This is a genomic window from Micromonospora coerulea, assembly GCF_016598485.1.
Classification (GTDB): Bacteria; Actinomycetota; Actinomycetes; order Mycobacteriales; family Micromonosporaceae; genus Micromonospora; species Micromonospora coerulea.
In genome coordinates, this window is record NZ_JAEMUW010000004.1 from 82,206 (window position 1) to 97,790 (window position 15,585).

Genomic DNA, 15,585 nt, shown 5'->3' on the forward strand with positions numbered 1-15,585 from the left:
ACGTGAGCCTACGCAGGGCAGGAGAGGTGACGGTGGCGCAGGGTGCCAGGCGGACGTACGGGCAGGTCGCCGGCGTGGTGGTGCTCGCCGCCGCGGTGGCCGCCTTCCTCTCGGTCGCGGCCGTGCGGCACGGCTTCTTCGACCTGAAGGTCTACTACGGCGCGCTCACCTTCTGGGTGCACGACGGCGGGGAGATCTACGACTTCCTCAAGGCCGGCACCCAGTACGGCTTCACCTATCCGCCGTTCGCTGCGCTGGTCATGCTGCCGATGGCGTACCTGCCCTGGCCGGCGGCGATCACGGTGAGCGTGCTCGCGAGCGTGACGACCAGCGCCGTGCTGATCTGGTGGCTGCTCGACCCGATCGCCCGCCGTGCCGGGTGGACCCGCTGGTTCGCCCTCGCGGTCGCGCTCTGCCTGGCCGCCGCCTTCGAGCCGATGCGCGAGACGGTCAACTTCGGCCAGGTCAACACGCTGCTGCTGTTCCTGGTGGCGGTGGACCTGCTGCGCCTGCTGCCGGCCGGCAACCGGTGGGCCGGGGTGGGAATCGGCGTGGCCACCGCGATCAAGCTGACGCCCGGCGTCTTCATCGTCTACCTGCTGGTCACCCGCCGCTGGCGGGCCGCGTTCACCGCGATGGGCGCCTCGGTCGCAGCGACGCTCGTCGCTGCCGCGCTCTTCCCCGACGCCTCCCGCGAGTTCTGGACCGAGGCGCTGTGGAACACCGGTCGGGTCGGGGAGCTGGCGTTCGTGTCCAACCAGTCGCTGCGCGGGGTGGTGGCCCGGCTGGATCCGGAACAGCCCAGCACGCTGGCCTGGCTGGCGCTGGTGCTGGCCACCCTGGCCGTCTGGGCGTGGCGCTCCCGGGCCGCGGTCGCCGCCGGTGACGAGGCCACCGGCCTGGCGCTGACCGGGGCGATGATGTGCCTGGTCAGCCCGGTGACCTGGGTGCACCACCTGGTCTGGCTGATCCCCGGCCTGATCCTGCTGGTGGACAACGCCATGGCCGCGCCCGCGCGGGCCCGCCGGCGCCGCCTGCTGCTGGCGGCCGCGATCATCGGGTACGGCTTCCTGATCAGCCGGATCGTCTGGGCCTGGGAGAAGGACTTCACCGGCGTGGACGGCTTCCTGGGCAGCAACACCTACGTCTGGATCAGCCTGGCGCTGCTGCTCGGCCTGCCGATCCGCAGCTGGGGGGCACCGGCGCCGGCCGGGCCGGCGCGGGGGCCGGGGCCGGCGGGGTCGGTCGGGGAACCGGGGCCGGCCGGGTCAGCCGTCGAGCCGGGCGGTGTAGCGCAGCTCGACCAGCGCGACGGGGTCGCGCCCGCCGGAGAGCGGAATCCGGTAGGTGGACTCCGCGCCGTCGACTGACAGCCCGGCCCGTTCACAGAAGAGCCGGGCCCGGACGTTGTCGGCCAGCACCCAGAGCCGGTACTCGGTCCAGCCCCGCTCGGCCAGCCCGGCGCGGGCCGCGGCCAGCAGCGCCCGGCCGGTCCCGCCGCCCCAGCGCGCCGGCTCCACGTACATGGTGACGATCTCGCCGTACGCCGGGTCGAGGTCCGCCCGGTCCTGGTTGTTCCGGTACGGCCCGAAGGTGGCGAAGCCGGTCACCGCCCCGTCGAACTCGGTGACCAGGGTGGTGAACGGGTGCTCCGGGTCGGCGGTGCCGAGGTCCCGGCGGCGCTGCGCCCAGGCGGCCGGGTTGAGCCGGCGCAGCACCTCGTCCGGCATGATCCCGGCGTAGCCGGCCTGCCAGCTCCGCACGTGCACCCCGGCGATCGCCTCGGCGTCGTCCGGCGTCTCCCGGCGGATGGTGAGCATCCGTCCGTTCTATGCCGTCCCGGGCGATCGGTCCAGTGTCCGCTCCGGTGTCGTACCGGTGGATTAGGGTGCCCGACGATGGCTGTCCCGGAATCGCTCTCGCTCGCCCAGGCCCGGCGGGTCACGCTCGCGGCCCAGGGCTTCGCCGACCCCGCGCCGGCCGGCGCGCCCACCCGCCGGCACCTGCGGCGGGTGCTCGACCGGGTCGGGCTGATCCAGATGGATTCGGTCAACGTGCTCCAGCGCGCGCACTACCTGCCGCTCTACAGCCGGCTCGGGCCCTATCCGACCGCGCTGCTGGACGCCGCCGCCTACCGGCGCCCCCGCGAGCTGTTCGAGTATTGGGGGCACGAGGCGTCGCTGGTGCCGGTGGAGCTGCACCCGGCGCTGCGCTGGCGGATGGCCAAGGCGCAGGAGGACGCCTGGGGCGGCATGCGCCGGATCGCCCGGGAGCAGCCCGAACTGGTGGCCTGGGTGCGCGACGAGGTGGCCGCTCGGGGGCCGCTGACCGCCGCCGAGATCGAGCATGACGCCCCGCGGGAGACCGGCCACTGGGGCTGGAACTGGTCGGCGGTCAAGCGGGCGCTGGAATACCTTTTCTGGGCCGGCGAGGTCACCGCCGCCGAGCGCACCACCTCCTTCGCCCGCCGCTACGACCTGCCCGAGCGGGTGCTGCCGGCCGCCGTGCTGGACGCCCCGACGCCGAGCGACGCCGACGCGTGGCGCGCCCTGGTGTCCATCGCCGCCCGGTCGCTCGGCGTGGCCGCCGAGCCGGAGCTGCGCGACTACTTCCGGCTGCCGCTGGCCGGCGCCCGGCGAGCGGTCGCCGAGCTGGTCGAGGCGGGGGAGCTCACGCCGGTCACGGTGCAGGGCTGGCGGCAGCCGGCGTACCTGCACGCGCAGGCCCGGCTGCCCCGATGGGTGCGCGGCAACACCCTGGTGAGCCCGTTCGACCCGCTGGTCTGGGAGCGGGCGCGCACCGAGCGGCTCTTCGGCTTCAGCTACCGGATCGAGATCTACGTGCCGGCGCCGCAGCGGGTGCACGGCTACTACGTGCTGCCCTTCCGGCAGGGGGAGCGGTTCACCGCGCGGGTCGATCTGAAGGCCGACCGGCGGGCGGGGGTGCTGCTCGTGCCGGCTGCCTGGGTCGAGCCCGGCGTCGACCCGGGGGAGACCGCGGTGGCCCTGGCCGCCGAGCTCTACCGGCTGGCCGGCTGGCTCGGCCTCGAGGCGGTGGCCCCGCCGCAGGCGGGGGACCTCGCGGTCCCGTTGGCCGCCGCGCTGGCGGGCGTCGCCGGTGTACGGTGAGCGCGTGACGAGCGTCGACCGGCCGGCCATCCAGCCGGGCCAGCAGGTCCCCGACGGTGTCGCCCCGACCGCCCCGGCGGTCCCCGGCGCCGGGCACGCGGAGCCCGGCCCGGCCGCCTGGCCCACCGGCGACGTCCCGGCCGCCGGGCCGACGGCCCCCGGGCCCACCGGCGACGTTCCGGCCGGCGGCTGGTCGCCGGCGGCCTACCAGCCCGTCGAGCCGGACCGGTTCACCCGACTGGTGGTCCGCCTGCACGAGCGCGCCCCGCGCTGGGCGGTGCCCCTGGCCGCGCTCGGCTGCGTCGGCATGGGCATGGCGTACGCGCTGGTCAGCGACCCCACCCGCAGCGACCCGGACGCCCGGCCGACCTGCCTGCTCAAGCTCACCACCGGCCTGGACTGCCCGGGCTGCGGCGGCACCCGTGCCCTCTGGTACGTGCTGCACGCCGACCTGCCGGCCGCCGCCCGGCACCACTTCCTCTTCGTCTTCTCGCTGCCCTTCCTCGCCTACCTCTTCGTCGCGTGGGCGGGGAACCAGGCGTTCGGCTGGCGCCTGCCGGAGCTGCGGGTCAGCTCCAAGGTGATCGGTGGCTTCCTGGCCGCCTGGCTCGCCTTCTCGGTGGTGCGCAACCTGCCCTGGGCCCCGTTCACCTCCCTCTACGTCTGATCCACCCGCCCGGCTCGCGGCATCGGTGTCGCGGGCCCGCTCGGGGTCGCTGCCCGCTGCCGGCGCGCCGAGATCTTGGACACCTGGCGCTCGCCGTGACCGCAAGGTGTCCAAGATTCGCCGATGGTGGGCGCTTTCACGTCCGCGCGCCCAAGTTTCGCCACCCGGCGTGCGGCCACTACAGTCCCAGGCATGCCGGAGATGGTGCAGCCCCAGGTCAAGCTGATCGCGTGGACCCAGTTCCAGGCCCCGGACGACGTGCCGTGGTCGACCGACGCGGAGGGCGGCCAGGCGCTCGCCGAGTTCGCCGGCCGGGCCTGCTACCAGAGCTGGAAGAAGCCGAACCCGGCCACCGCCACCAACGCCGGCTACCTGGCGCACATCCTCGACGTGGGGCACCTGAGCGTGCTGGAGCACGGCTCGGTGAGCTTCTACTTCAGCGGCGTGTCCCGCTCGTTCACCCACGAGCTGATCCGGCACCGGCACTTCTCGTACTCCCAGCTCTCCCAGCGGTACGTGCCCGAGCGCGACGCCGCCATGGTCGAGCCGGCGGTGATCGCCGACGATCCGGAGCTGCACAAGAAGTTCGTCGAGGCCGCCGAGGCGAGCGTCCGGGCGTACACCGAGCTGCTGGAGGGCCTGGAGCAGCGGTTCGCCGACGAGCCGAACCCGACGCTGCGGCGCAAGCAGGCCCGGCAGGCGGCCCGCGCGGTGCTGCCCAACGCCACTGAGACCCGGATCGTGGTCACCGGGAACTACCGGGCCTGGCGGCACTTCATCAAGATGCGCGCCACCGAGCACGCCGACGTGGAGATCCGCGAGCTGGCCGTGGAGTGCCTGCGACAGCTCAAGGGCGTCGCGCCGAACGTCTTCGCCGACTTCGTGATCACCGCCCTGCCGGACGGCACCGAGGTGGCGGCCACCCCGCACGCCGAGTGACTCCTCGACCCTTCCCCGCCGGGGCCCCGGTGGTCGTCCGCTAGGTTGTGAACATGACGCACGACCACCCTGCCGCCCCCGACCGGGGCGCGTCGCGCCCGTTCGGGCGGCTGCTCACGGCCATGGTGACCCCGTTCACCCCGGACGAGTCACTCGACCTCGACGGCGCCGTACGCCTGGCGCAGCACCTCGTCGACGAGCAGGGCAACGACGCGCTGGTGCTCAACGGCACCACCGGCGAGTCGCCGACCACCACCGACGCGGAGAAGGAGGCCCTGATCCGGGCCGTCGCGGCGGCGGTCGGCGACCGGGCCAGGATCGTGGCCGGGGTCGGCACCAACGACACCCGGCACACCATCGAGCTCGCCATGTCGGCGGAGAAGGCCGGCGCGCACGGTCTGCTGGTGGTCACCCCGTACTACAACAAGCCGCCGCAGAGCGGGTTGCTGCGGCACTTCACCGCGGTCGCGGACGCCACCGGGCTGCCGATCATGCTCTACGACATCCCGGGCCGGTCGGGCGTGCCGATCGCCACCGAGACGCTGGTCAAGCTGGCCGAGCACGGCCGGATCGTCGCGGTCAAGGACGCCAAGGGCGACCTCACCGCGACCTCCTGGGTGCTCGCCCGCAGCGACCTGGCCTACTACAGCGGGGAGGACGCGCTGACCCTGCCCGCGCTCGCTGTCGGCGGCGTCGGCCTGGTCGGCACCTCGACGCACTTCACCGGGGCGCTGGCCAAGCAGCTGATCGAGGCGTACGACGCGGGGGACGTCGCCACCGCGCTGAGCCTGCACCGGCGACTGCTGCCCCTGTTCACCGGCATCTTCCGTACCCAGGGCACGATCCTGGTGAAGGCGGGTCTGGCGGCCAAGGGCCTGCCCGCCGGCCCGGTACGGCCGCCGCTGGTGGACGCCACCGCCGACGAACTGGCCCAGCTGCGGGCGGACTGCGCCGCGGCTGGCCTGGAACTGCCCGAATGATCGAACGACACGATGGACGCCGATTGATGGCGTCGCAGAATGAGGTGGACGCGTGACCGAGGCGCACTTCGAGGGCGAACCGCCCCCGCCGCTGCCGGAGGGCGGCCTGCGGATCATCCCGCTCGGCGGACTCGGCGCCATCGGCCGGAACATGACCGTCTTCGAGTACGACGGCAAGCTGCTGATCGTCGACTGCGGGGTGCTCTTCCCCGACGTCGAGCAGCCCGGCGTGGATCTGATCCTGCCCGACTTCGGCCCGATCCTGGACCGGCTCAACGACGTCCAGGCGATCGTGCTGACCCACGGTCACGAGGACCACATCGGCGCGGTGCCGTACCTGCTCGCCCACAAGCCGGACATTCCGCTGGTCGGCTCCCAGTTCACCCTCGCCCTGGTCGAGGCGAAACTGGCCGAGCGGCGGATCCAGCCGTACACGCTGACCGTGCGGGAGGGCGGCCGGGAGCGGCTCGGCCCGTTCCAGCTGGAATTCTTCGCCGTCAACCACTCGATTCCGGACGCGCTCGCGGTGGCCATCCGCACGCCGGCCGGGCTGGTGCTGCACACCGGCGACTTCAAGATGGACCAGCTGCCGCTCGACGGCCGGATCACCGACCTGGCCGGCTTCGCCCGGCTCGGCGCCGAGGGCGTGGACCTGCTGCTGTCGGACTCCACCAACGCGGAGATCCCCGGCTTCGTCACCCCGGAGCGGGAGATCGGGCCGGTGCTCGACTCGATCTTCGCGAAGGCGAAGGGGCGGATCATCGTCGCCTCGTTCGCCTCGCACGTGCACCGGGTGCAACAGGTCTTCGACTCGGCCGCCGAGCACGGCCGCAAGGTGGCGCTGATCGGCCGGTCGATGGTCCGCAACATGGGCATCGCCCGGGACCTCGGCCTGCTCAACATCCCGGCCGGCCTGGTCATCGGCATCGAGGAGGCGACCACGCTGCCGCCCGAGCAGATCGTGCTGATGTCGACCGGATCGCAGGGCGAGCCGATGAGCGCGCTGGGCCGGATGGCCAGCGGCGACCACCGGCACATCACCATCGCCCCGGGCGACACCGTGGTGCTGGCCTCGTCACTGGTGCCCGGCAACGAGACCTCCGTCTACCGGGTGATCAACCGGCTGGCCCGGGCCGGCGCGGTGGTCGTGCACAAGGACGTCGCCAAGGTGCACGTCTCCGGCCACGCCCCCGCCGGCGAGCTGCTCTACCTGCTCAACATGGTCCGGCCGAGCAACCTGATGCCGGTGCACGGCGAGTGGCGGCACCTGCGCGCCCACGCCCGCCTCGGCATCGAGTCCGGGGTCGCCCCGGACCGGGTGGTGCTCTGCGAGGACGGCGACGTGGTCGACCTGGTCGAGGGCCGCGCCAGCCTGGTCGGGCACGTGAAGAGCCGGTACGTCTACGTCGACGGCCTCGCCGTCGGTGACGTCAGTGAGTCGCTCCTGACCGAGCGGCGGATCCTCGGCGACGGCGGCTTCATCGCCACCACCGTGGTGGTCGATTCGGTCACCGGCAAGGTGGTCGGCGGCCCCACCCTCTCGGCGAAGGGCTTCTCCGAGGACCCGGAGGCGTTCAACCCGGTCGTCCCGCTGGTCACCGAGGCGCTCAACCGGGCCGCGGCGGACGGCATCACCGACCCGCACCAGCTCCAGCAGATCGTCCGGCGCACCGTCGGGCGCTGGGTCAACGACAAGTACCGCCGCCGGCCGATGATCGTCCCGACCGTGGTCGAGGTCTGACCCACCGGCTCCGCACGCCGGTCCACCGTCCGCGGTGGGCCGGCGTCGTCGTTTTCCGGGTACGCCCCGACATCGCCCGACCATGCTGCGCTGATCCCGGTGCGATCCGTTCAACCGATCGGCGGTCGTCTCCGTACTCCGCTGCGGCAGGCGTGCTCCGCGCCGGCCGGAAGGAGCGTGGCGGATGGACCGCAGACGGGTCACAGCCATCGGCGTACTGGTGGCGGCGGCGGGAGCGGCGGCAGCGGTGAGCCTGCCGTCGTTCGCCGGCGAGAACGCGGCGCCGCGGCGGACGGCGCCGGTGGCGTCCGACGGCGTCGCGCCGGAGGTGCTCGACGCGATGAGCCGGGACCTCTCGCTGACCCGCGACCAGGCGGTGCAGCGCCTGACGGCCGAGCGCCGGGCCGCGGACACCGTCAGCCGGCTGCGGACCGCGCTGGGCGAGGACTACGGCGGCAGCTGGCTCAGCGCCGACGGAGCGACGCTCAACGTGGCGGTGGCCGACCCGGCCCAGGCGGCGCGGGTGCGGGCCGCCGGAGCGGTGCCGAGGCAGGTCGACCGCAGCATCCGCGAGCTCGACGCGGTCAAGAGCCGGCTCGACTCGGCCGGCGGCAAGGCCAGCCCGGACGTCTCCGGCTGGTACGTCGACGTCGCCACCAACTCGGTGGTGGTGCTGGCCCGGCCGGGCACCGAGGCGGCCGGCCGGCGGTTCGCCGAGGCCAGCGGGGTGTCCGCCGGGTCGGTGCGGGTGCGGACCGCCGCGGAGGCGCCCCGCACGCTGTTCGACGTGCGCGGCGGCGACGCGTTCTTCATCAACAACGCCGGCCGCTGCTCGGTCGGCTTCTCGGTGGTCGGCGGCTTCGTCACCGCCGGGCATTGCGGCCAGCCGGGGGACCGGACCACCGGCGCCAACCGGATCGCCCAGGGCATTTTCACCGCCTCGTCGTTCCCCGGCGACGACTGGGCGGTGGTCGAGGTGAACGGCGAGTGGACGCCGCAGGGCGTGGTGAACGACTTCAACGGCGGCACGGTGCCGGTGAACGGCTCCACGGCGGCCCCCGTCGGCGCCTCGGTCTGCCGCTCCGGCTCGACCACCGGCACCCGGTGCGGGGTCATCCAGGCGAAGAACGCCACCGTGAACTATCCGGAGGGGACGGTCACCGGGCTGACCCGCACGGACGTCTGCGCCGAGCCGGGCGACTCCGGCGGCGCGTGGCTCTCCGGCGACCAGGCGCAGGGGGTCACCTCCGGCGGGTCCGGCGACTGCACCCAGGGCGGGGTGACCTTCTTCCAGCCGGTCGGCGAGATCCTCCAGCGCAACAACCTGACCCTGGTCACCGCGAATGGCCAGTCCGCGCTGTCCACCGCTGGCGGCACCTCGTTCCAGACCGTGGCCAGCGCCGACACGTCCGCCGGGTGGCCCGGCTGACCGCCGACACCCCGGCCCGCGTCCACCGCTACCGGTTGTCGCCCTCGGGTGGTCAGGGGAGGGCGGTGGCGGCGGCGGCGTAGCTGACGCCGGTGGCCACCGTCGCGTCGATCAGCACGTCGAGCTGGGCGGGGGCCACCCCGTGCGCCAGGTCGGTGGTGACGTCCCCGGCCAGCAGCAGCTCGCCCTCGGTCGGCTCGTGCACGTACGCCTTGGGCAGCAGCCGGTCGTGATTCCAGGCGTTGCAGAAGGCGTACGCCTCGGCGAGCCGGGCGGCGGGCAGCCGGCGGGTGGCGACCACCCGCGCGTGCAGGATCTCCCCGCGCCCGCCCAGCCGGCGAAACTGGATCACCGCCTCACCCCAGCGACCCACCACCGTGCCGTCCGGTTCCGTCGCGTACCCGTCGCCGCGCCGGTCCAACGCGGCGGTGACCAGGGCCAGGCTCAGCGGGGCCGGCTCGTCCGCGGCCGGTTCGGCCGGCCGCGTCGTCGGTTCGTCGGCCGGCCACTCGTCGGGTGTGTCGTCGGCGGGCAGCGGCACCGGCTCGGCCACCGGCCGTTCGGCCAGCCAGGAGGCGATCCGCCCGGACTGGTGCCCGGTGCCGTTGCGGGCGTCGAAGCTGCCGGCCAGCTCGGTCGCGAGCGCGAGCAGCTCCGCGCCGAGCCGCACCACCGCCACCTCGGCCGCCGGTCGGGCGTCGTGGCCGGGGCGATAGAGGCGCCGACCGCCCCGCCCGGTCTCGGCGGCCAGCGCGCAGAGCAGCGCGCCGGCGGCGGCGAACTCCATCGTGGACAGGTCGTCGTAGGGGTGGTCCAGCCGGGGCAGCTGCTCGGCGAGGATGTCCAGCCCCCGGTCCAGGTGCCCGCCGAGGGCGCAGAACCGCAGATGGGCGGCGAGCTGGGGGAAGGCGGTCCGTTCCCGCCCGTGCCGCCGGTACGCCCGCACGTGCGCCCGGGCCGCCCGGTCCGGCTCGCCGGTGCGCAGCCACGGCAGCAGCGCCACCGCCAGGGCCCGCTCCGGCTGATCGGTGCACCGGAGTCCGCCGTCCAGCACCGGCCGCAGCGCGTCGAGGGCCGCCGCAGGCTCGCCCCACCCCGCCAGCAGGTCCGCCCGGCGGGCCGGGGCGCAGCCGGGGCAGCCGCCGGCCGGGTCCGGCCCGCCGGCCGTCTGCTCCGGGTCGCGGCGCGGCGTCGGGCCGGGCTGGTCGTACGACTGGTCCGGGTCGCGGCGCCGGGTCGGGCGCGCCGGGCCGGAACCACCGTCGCGCCAGCGGTCGTACTCCCGGCGGGCGGTCGGCTCGTCACCGAGGTGGTCCGCGATCCGGCAGCGCAGCTCGGCGACCGGCTCCGCGTCCGGGCCGAGCCGGGCGGCGAGGTCGTCCAGCAGGGACCGGGCCTGGTCCAGCCCGACCCGGGGGGTGCCCAGGAACGCCTCCACCGCCTGCCGCTGGTGCCGGCGCAGTGCCTCGGCGTCGCCGGGGCGGGCGTCGAGCAGGCCGGGCATCCGGTCGACCGCCGTCAGGCAGCGGCGCACCGGCTCGAGCAGCCGCCACCGCTGGCCGTGGTGCAGGTACGCCTCGATCAGCGCGAACCGGGCGGCCAGGGCGGTGGCCGGGTCGCCGGTCGCGTCGGCCTGCCCGGCGATCCGCTCCAGCTCGGCGTAGCGGGCCTCGCCGTCGGGCAGGTCCCGGGCGTCGGCGAGCGCCTCGACCAGCCCCCGGTCGCGGGAGGTGGTCACCGGACCGACCCGCCGGGCAGGGCGCCGACGGCCGTGGCGAGCTGGCAGCCGGTGACGATGCCGCAGTCGATCAACTGGTCGAGCTGGTGCGGTGTGACCCCGCGTTCCAGGTCGGTGGTGACCTCGCCGCAGATCTGGGCCAGCCCGTCGTCGGCGACGTGCACGAACGCCTTCGGCCAGAGCCGGTCGTGGTTCCAGCCGTTGCAGAAGGCGTACAGCGCCGGCACGTGCTCGATGCCGAAGCGGGGCGCGGTGACGGTCCGGACCTGGAGCAGCTCGCCCGCGGCACCCCGGCGGAAGAACCAGATGAGGCTGTCCTCCCAGCGCCCCACCAGGTCGTCGTCGCCGTCCGCGGCGACCGTGTAGCCCCGGTTGAGCAGCACGGCGGCGATCAGCTCGCCGGTGAGCGGTCGCAACGCCTGCGGGTGTCCGGCCAGGGGGCCGTCCGGACCGTCCTCGAATTCCGGCGACGCCATCGGGCATCCCTTCTGAGGCGAATAACACAACGGACGGCGCGGTCCGTGCTGCGACGCGCGGACACGACCCGGAAAAGCGGCGATCTGCCGGGTGACGCCGTTACGGTGACTGTATGGCGGGCCGTACCTCTCAGGCGAGCCGGCGACGCGGCGCGTCGCCGCGCGGCACCACGAACAGCCGTGCCCGCCAGCCGGCGAAGAAGACCACCCGGGCGGCGGCCCGGCGGCGGCCCGCGGCCCGACCGGGCCCGGCCGTCTATCTCGGACGCGCGGTCGGCGCGGTCTGGATGGGGCTGGCGCACGGCGTGGGCTGGGCCGTCCGGGCGGCCGGTCGGCAGGCGGCGTCGGCCCGCGACCTGGACCCGGAGCACCGCCGTGACGGCGGTGGCCTGCTCCTCTTCGGCTTCGCCATCCTCACCGCGGTGGCCATCTGGTTCGGCGGCGCCGGGCCGGTCGGCGCGCGGCTGGCCGACACCGTCCGGCTCTTCCTCGGCGCGATCGCGATCGTCGTGCCGGTGCTGCTGATGATCGGCGCCTGGCGGCTGATGCGCACGCCGGCCGACCTCGAGCACCGGGGCCGCGGCCTGGTCGGCTGGGGGTCCATGCTGGTCGCCACCGCGGCGATGCTGCACATCGGACAGCACCCGGTCGACTCCGTGCAGCGGGACTACGCGGGCGGGCTGGTCGGTGCCGGCATCGGCGACCTGCTGGAGAGGGCGATCACCGCCTGGGTGGCGGTGCCGCTGCTGATCCTGCTGCTCGTCTTCGGCCTGCTGGTGGTCACCGCGACGCCGATCAACAAGATCCCGGAGCGGCTCGGGCTGCTCGCCGGCACCCTGGTCGCTCCGCCCGACGCCGCCGACGCCGGGACCGAGGCGACGGAGAAGCCGGCCCGCCGGCGGCCGGCCAAGCGACTGCCCCCGCCGCTGGACCCGGACGACCCGCACGCCGACCTTGACGGCGTCGACCTCCAGGACACCCTGGTGCTGCCCCGCAAGCCGCCGGCGAAGGTGCCCGGCAGCCGCAAGCCGGTCGAGCCGCCGGAGCACTCGCCCCTGCCCAGCCGGGCGGAGCAGCTCGCGCTCACCGGGCTGGCCGGCGACTACACCCTGCCGCCGGCCAACATGCTCAGCGCCGGCGCCGCCGCGAAGACCCGCAGCAAGGCCAATGACGAGGTGATCGCCGCGCTGACCGGCGTCTTCGACCAGTTCGACGTGGACGCCGCGGTCACCGGCTTCACCCGGGGCCCGACGGTCACCCGGTACGAGGTCGAGCTCGGCCACGGCGTCAAGGTCGAGCGGATCACCCAGCTCTCCCGCAACATCGCGTACGCGGTGAAGTCGCCGGACGTGCGGATCCTCAGCCCGATCCCGGGCAAGAGCGCGGTCGGCGTGGAGATCCCGAACACCGACCCGGAGAACGTCGCGCTCGGCGACGTACTGCGCTCGCGGGCCGCGACCAGCGACCACCATCCGATGGTGGTGGCGCTCGGCAAGGACATCGAGGGCGGCTACGTGGTGGCCAACCTGGCCAAGATGCCGCACATCCTGATCGCCGGCGCGACCGGCGCGGGAAAGTCGTCCTGCCTGAACTCGCTGCTGGTGTCGATCCTGACCCGGGCCACCCCGGACGAGGTGCGGCTGCTGCTGATCGACCCGAAGCGGGTCGAGATGACCGGGTACGAGGGCATCCCGCACCTGGTCACCCCGATCGTGACCAACGCGAAGAAGGCGGCCGACTCGCTCGACTGGGTCGTCCGCGAGATGGACATGCGCTACGACGACCTCGCCGCCAACGGGGTCCGGCACATCGACGACTTCAACCGCAAGGTGCGCAACGGCGAGATCAAGGCCCCGCCGGGCAGCGAGCGGGAGATGCGGCCGTACCCGTACCTGCTGGTGATCGTCGACGAGCTGGCCGACCTGATGATGGTGGCGCCGCGCGACGTGGAGGACTCGGTCGTCCGGATCACCCAGCTCGCCCGGGCCGCCGGCATCCACCTGGTGCTCGCCACCCAGCGCCCCTCGGTCGACGTGGTGACCGGCCTGATCAAGGCGAACGTGCCGTCCCGGCTGGCCTTCGCCACCTCCTCCCTCGCCGACTCGCGGGTCATCCTCGACCAGCCGGGCGCGGAGAAGCTGCTCGGCCGCGGCGACGGGCTCTTCCTGCCGATGGGTGCCTCGAAGCCGATAAGGATCCAGGGCGCCTGGGTGACCGAGCGCGAGATCGCCGACGTGGTCAAGTTCTGCAAGGACCAGCGCGAGCCGGAGTTCCGCCCGGACGTGCTCGCCCCGGCGCAGGAGAGCAAGAAGAAGATCGACGAGGACATCGGGGACGACCTGGACCTGCTGGTGCAGGCGGTCGAGCTCGTGGTCACCTCGCAGTTCGGCTCGACGTCGATGCTCCAGCGCAAGCTGCGGGTCGGCTTCGCCAAGGCGGGCCGGCTGATGGATCTGATGGAGACCCGGGGCGTGGTCGGCCCGTCCGAGGGCTCCAAGGCCCGGGACGTCCTGGTCAAGCCGGACGAGCTGGAAGAGGTGCTGGTCGGCCTGCGCGGCGGCGAGGAGTAGGTCCCGCCCGTCGGACGCCCACGCGACAAGGCCCGCCGGGATCCGGCGGGCCTCCTGTCGTGGCGCGGGCCGTCAGGAGTTGAACAGGGCGGCGGCGATGATCAAGCCGAGGATCGCGCCGACCACGCTGGCGGCGGCGGCGTACCAGCCCAGCGGCTTGTCGCCGAGGACCGCGCCGACGATGCCCAGGATCAGGCCGGCGAGGCCGAAGAACGGCGGCAGGAAGAAGACCGCGATGACGGCGAAGACGAAACCCAGGATGGTGCAGACGCGCGCGGCGCTGCTGCGCGGGCGGGCGGTGGCGTGGATGTCGGCCATGATGTCCTCCGTGGGTAGGCCCTTCGATGGGGTCGGCCGAGGTCTACCCATTCGGCGCTCGCGCTACGCATCCGGCCGCATACCGGGCGGTTGGGGCGCCCGCCCAAGGCTCAGTGGAAGAGCTTGAGCCCCACCACGCCGGCCACCACCAGCGCCAGGCAGGCGATCCGGGGCAGGCTGGCCGGCTCGTTCAGGGCCAGCATGCCGACCACCGCGGTGCCCACCGCGCCGATGCCGACCCAGACCGCGTAGCCCGTGCCGACCGGGATGTCGCGCAGCGCGTACGCCAGGCCGGCCATGCTCAGCACCAGGGTGACCGCGAAGACGGCCGTGGGCAGGGGGCGGCTGAAGCCGTTGCTGCGGTCCAGGGCGATCGCCCACGCCGTTTCCAGCAGTCCGGAGAGCACCAGCACGATCCAGGCCATGGCGGTCACCTCTTGCGGCGGCCCGGCCACCAGGGCCGGGACGAGTCGTCGTCGTCCGGGGCGTCTTGGCCTGACCGGGTACGCCCACGACTCGTCCGGGGTGGCCGGCCGGACCTGCGTCGGCGGCAGCCACCGGAGCCGACGCTAGCACCGGCCGGGAGCGCCGGTGGCCGATGTGGTGACGAAGCCCACCCGGGGGTGGATCTCCACTTCACTTCAGGTTGCAGGATGAGATCCATGACCCTGCTCTTCTCCGACGCGGACGTCGCCGCCACCCTGGACGCCCCGGTCACGGTCGCCGCGATGCGGGAGGCGCTGCTGGCCGCCCACGCCGGCCGGCTGGTCGCCCCGCCCCGGGCGAGCGCGCCGCTCGGCGGCGGTCGGATGGTGCTCACCGCCGGCCAGCTCACCGGCGAGTGGTACGGCTTCCGGTCGTACGACACCTTCGGACACCCGGAGGGCGGGCAGCTGGTGGTCCTGCACGACGGGCGGACCGGGGCGGTGCGGGCCATCGCGGTCGGCGAGGAACTCGGCTCCCGGCGGACCGGCGGGCTGGGTGGGGTGGCCGTGGACGCGCTGGCCCGCCCCGACGCGGCCACGGTCGGCGTGGTCGGCTCCGGCCGGCAGGCGTGGACCCAGGTCTGGGCCGCCGCCGCGGTGCGCCCGCTGCGGGAGGTGACCGTGCACAGCCGCGCCGCGGCCCGGCGGGAGGCGTTCGCCGCCCGGGTCCGGGCGGAGCTGGGCGTGCCGGCGCGCGCGGTGCGGTCCGCCCGGGAGGCGGTGGCCGACCGCGACGTGGTCGTGCTCGCCACCACCGCCACCACGCCGGTGCTCGACGCCGTCGACCTCGCCCCGGGCACCCACGTCAACACGGTCGGCTTCAAGCAGGCGGACCGGCACGAGTTCGGCACCGACCTGCTGGACGTCGCCGACCTCCTGGTCACCGACTCGCCGGCCCAGGCGGCGGCGTACGCCCCGCCGATGCTGGCCGCGCTGCCGCCGTACGCCGATCGGCTGCGCGACCTGGGCGCGGTGCTGGCGGGGGCGGTCCCCGGCCGGACCGGCGCCGACCAGATCTCGGTCTTCTGCTCCACCGGCCTGGCCGGCACGGAGGTCTTCCTGCTCGACCGGCTGGCCCGGGTCGGCGCCGCCGTGCGCTGACCGGCCGCCCGAA

At 74.3% G+C, this 15,585-nt stretch carries 14 protein-coding genes and 1 riboswitch; of the genes, 9 read left to right on the forward strand and 5 right to left on the reverse strand.

Annotated elements, in window-relative coordinates; all coding sequences use genetic code 11:
• Positions 1-32: 32 nt before the first annotated feature.
• The gene (locus I8N68_RS07010) at positions 33-1,370 is read left to right on the forward strand and encodes a glycosyltransferase family 87 protein (RefSeq protein WP_200209294.1); all 1,338 of its coding nucleotides are present in this window, start codon (positions 33-35) and stop codon (positions 1,368-1,370) included.
• Here the strand turns inward: I8N68_RS07010 and I8N68_RS07015 are convergent.
• Positions 1,269-1,820 carry a GNAT family N-acetyltransferase gene (locus I8N68_RS07015; protein ID WP_200209036.1) on the reverse strand — a complete coding sequence of 184 codons (552 nt, stop codon included), beginning with the start codon at positions 1,818-1,820 and terminating at the stop codon, positions 1,269-1,271. The genes I8N68_RS07010 and I8N68_RS07015 overlap by 102 nt on opposite strands.
• 78 nt (positions 1,821-1,898) lie before the next feature.
• Between I8N68_RS07015 and I8N68_RS07020 the strand changes: the two genes are divergently transcribed.
• The 6 genes from I8N68_RS07020 to I8N68_RS07045 all read left to right on the forward strand — a co-directional run bounded on the left by I8N68_RS07020 (position 1,899) and on the right by I8N68_RS07045 (position 8,884).
• Positions 1,899-3,128, forward strand: a complete 1,230-nt coding sequence (locus I8N68_RS07020; protein ID WP_200209037.1) for a winged helix-turn-helix domain-containing protein — start codon at positions 1,899-1,901, stop codon at positions 3,126-3,128.
• A gap of 4 nt (positions 3,129-3,132) precedes the next feature.
• On the forward strand, positions 3,133-3,795 hold the full coding sequence (locus I8N68_RS07025) for a DUF2752 domain-containing protein (protein ID WP_307812665.1): 663 nt from the start codon (positions 3,133-3,135) through the stop codon (positions 3,793-3,795).
• Between the two features lie 201 nt (positions 3,796-3,996).
• Positions 3,997-4,734, forward strand: coding sequence for an FAD-dependent thymidylate synthase (gene thyX / locus I8N68_RS07030; RefSeq protein ID WP_200209296.1), 738 nt, complete (start codon positions 3,997-3,999; stop codon positions 4,732-4,734).
• Between the two features lie 53 nt (positions 4,735-4,787).
• Positions 4,788-5,714 (forward strand): 4-hydroxy-tetrahydrodipicolinate synthase, encoded by a 927-nt coding sequence (dapA, locus tag I8N68_RS07035; protein ID WP_200209038.1) that lies wholly within the window; start codon positions 4,788-4,790, stop codon positions 5,712-5,714.
• Positions 5,715-5,766: 52 nt separating this feature from the next.
• Positions 5,767-7,455, forward strand: a complete 1,689-nt coding sequence (locus I8N68_RS07040) for a ribonuclease J (protein WP_200209039.1) — start codon at positions 5,767-5,769, stop codon at positions 7,453-7,455.
• 184 nt (positions 7,456-7,639) lie between these two features.
• The gene (locus I8N68_RS07045; protein WP_200209040.1) at positions 7,640-8,884 is read left to right on the forward strand and encodes a S1 family peptidase; all 1,245 of its coding nucleotides are present in this window, start codon (positions 7,640-7,642) and stop codon (positions 8,882-8,884) included.
• Between the two features lie 52 nt (positions 8,885-8,936).
• On the opposite strand, the gene I8N68_RS07050 is transcribed toward I8N68_RS07045, so the two are convergent.
• Entirely contained in the window at positions 8,937-10,622 is a 1,686-nt protein-coding gene (locus tag I8N68_RS07050; RefSeq protein ID WP_200209041.1) for a type III secretion system chaperone family protein, read from the reverse strand.
• On the reverse strand, positions 10,619-11,098 hold the full coding sequence (locus I8N68_RS07055; RefSeq protein ID WP_200209042.1) for a type III secretion system chaperone family protein: 480 nt from the start codon (positions 11,096-11,098) through the stop codon (positions 10,619-10,621). The genes I8N68_RS07050 and I8N68_RS07055 overlap by 4 nt, the downstream gene beginning before the upstream one ends.
• Positions 11,099-11,211: 113 nt before the next feature.
• Between I8N68_RS07055 and I8N68_RS07060 the strand changes: the two genes are divergently transcribed.
• Positions 11,212-13,668 carry an FtsK/SpoIIIE family DNA translocase gene (locus I8N68_RS07060; protein WP_200209043.1) on the forward strand — a complete coding sequence of 819 codons (2,457 nt, stop codon included), beginning with the start codon at positions 11,212-11,214 and terminating at the stop codon, positions 13,666-13,668.
• A gap of 72 nt (positions 13,669-13,740) precedes the next feature.
• Here the strand turns inward: I8N68_RS07060 and I8N68_RS07065 are convergent, their stop codons facing one another.
• Entirely contained in the window at positions 13,741-13,986 is a 246-nt protein-coding gene (locus I8N68_RS07065; RefSeq protein WP_200209044.1) for a hypothetical protein, read from the reverse strand.
• Between the two features lie 110 nt (positions 13,987-14,096).
• Positions 14,097-14,411, reverse strand: coding sequence for a DMT family transporter (locus I8N68_RS07070; RefSeq protein ID WP_200209045.1), 315 nt, complete (start codon positions 14,409-14,411; stop codon positions 14,097-14,099).
• A 54-nt stretch (positions 14,412-14,465) separates the two neighbouring features.
• A riboswitch (guanidine-III (ykkC-III) riboswitch) is annotated at positions 14,466-14,526 on the reverse strand.
• Positions 14,527-14,648: 122 nt separating this feature from the next.
• Between I8N68_RS07070 and I8N68_RS07075 the strand changes: the two genes are divergently transcribed.
• A complete protein-coding gene (locus I8N68_RS07075) occupies positions 14,649-15,572 on the forward strand; it encodes an ornithine cyclodeaminase family protein (protein ID WP_200209297.1) in 924 nt (307 codons plus the stop codon).
• Positions 15,573-15,585: the final 13 nt, after the last annotated feature.

Excerpts from the sequence above, each read along its gene's own strand:
- thyX (WP_200209296.1), top strand. The coding sequence starts at position 3,997 with ATGGTGCAGCCCCAGGTCAAGCTGATCGCGTGGACCCAGTTCCAGGCC.
- I8N68_RS07060 (WP_200209043.1), top strand. The coding sequence starts at position 11,212 with ATGGCGGGCCGTACCTCTCAGGCGAGCCGGCGACGCGGCGCGTCGCCG.
- I8N68_RS07020 (WP_200209037.1), top strand. The coding sequence starts at position 1,899 with ATGGCTGTCCCGGAATCGCTCTCGCTCGCCCAGGCCCGGCGGGTCACG.
- I8N68_RS07055 (WP_200209042.1), bottom strand. The coding sequence starts at position 11,098 with ATGGCGTCGCCGGAATTCGAGGACGGTCCGGACGGCCCCCTGGCCGGA.
- dapA (WP_200209038.1), top strand. The coding sequence starts at position 4,788 with ATGACGCACGACCACCCTGCCGCCCCCGACCGGGGCGCGTCGCGCCCG.
- I8N68_RS07045 (WP_200209040.1), top strand. The coding sequence starts at position 7,640 with ATGGACCGCAGACGGGTCACAGCCATCGGCGTACTGGTGGCGGCGGCG.
- I8N68_RS07075 (WP_200209297.1), top strand. The coding sequence starts at position 14,649 with ATGACCCTGCTCTTCTCCGACGCGGACGTCGCCGCCACCCTGGACGCC.
- I8N68_RS07015 (WP_200209036.1), bottom strand. The coding sequence starts at position 1,820 with ATGCTCACCATCCGCCGGGAGACGCCGGACGACGCCGAGGCGATCGCC.
- I8N68_RS07070 (WP_200209045.1), bottom strand. The coding sequence starts at position 14,411 with ATGGCCTGGATCGTGCTGGTGCTCTCCGGACTGCTGGAAACGGCGTGG.
- I8N68_RS07065 (WP_200209044.1), bottom strand. The coding sequence starts at position 13,986 with ATGGCCGACATCCACGCCACCGCCCGCCCGCGCAGCAGCGCCGCGCGC.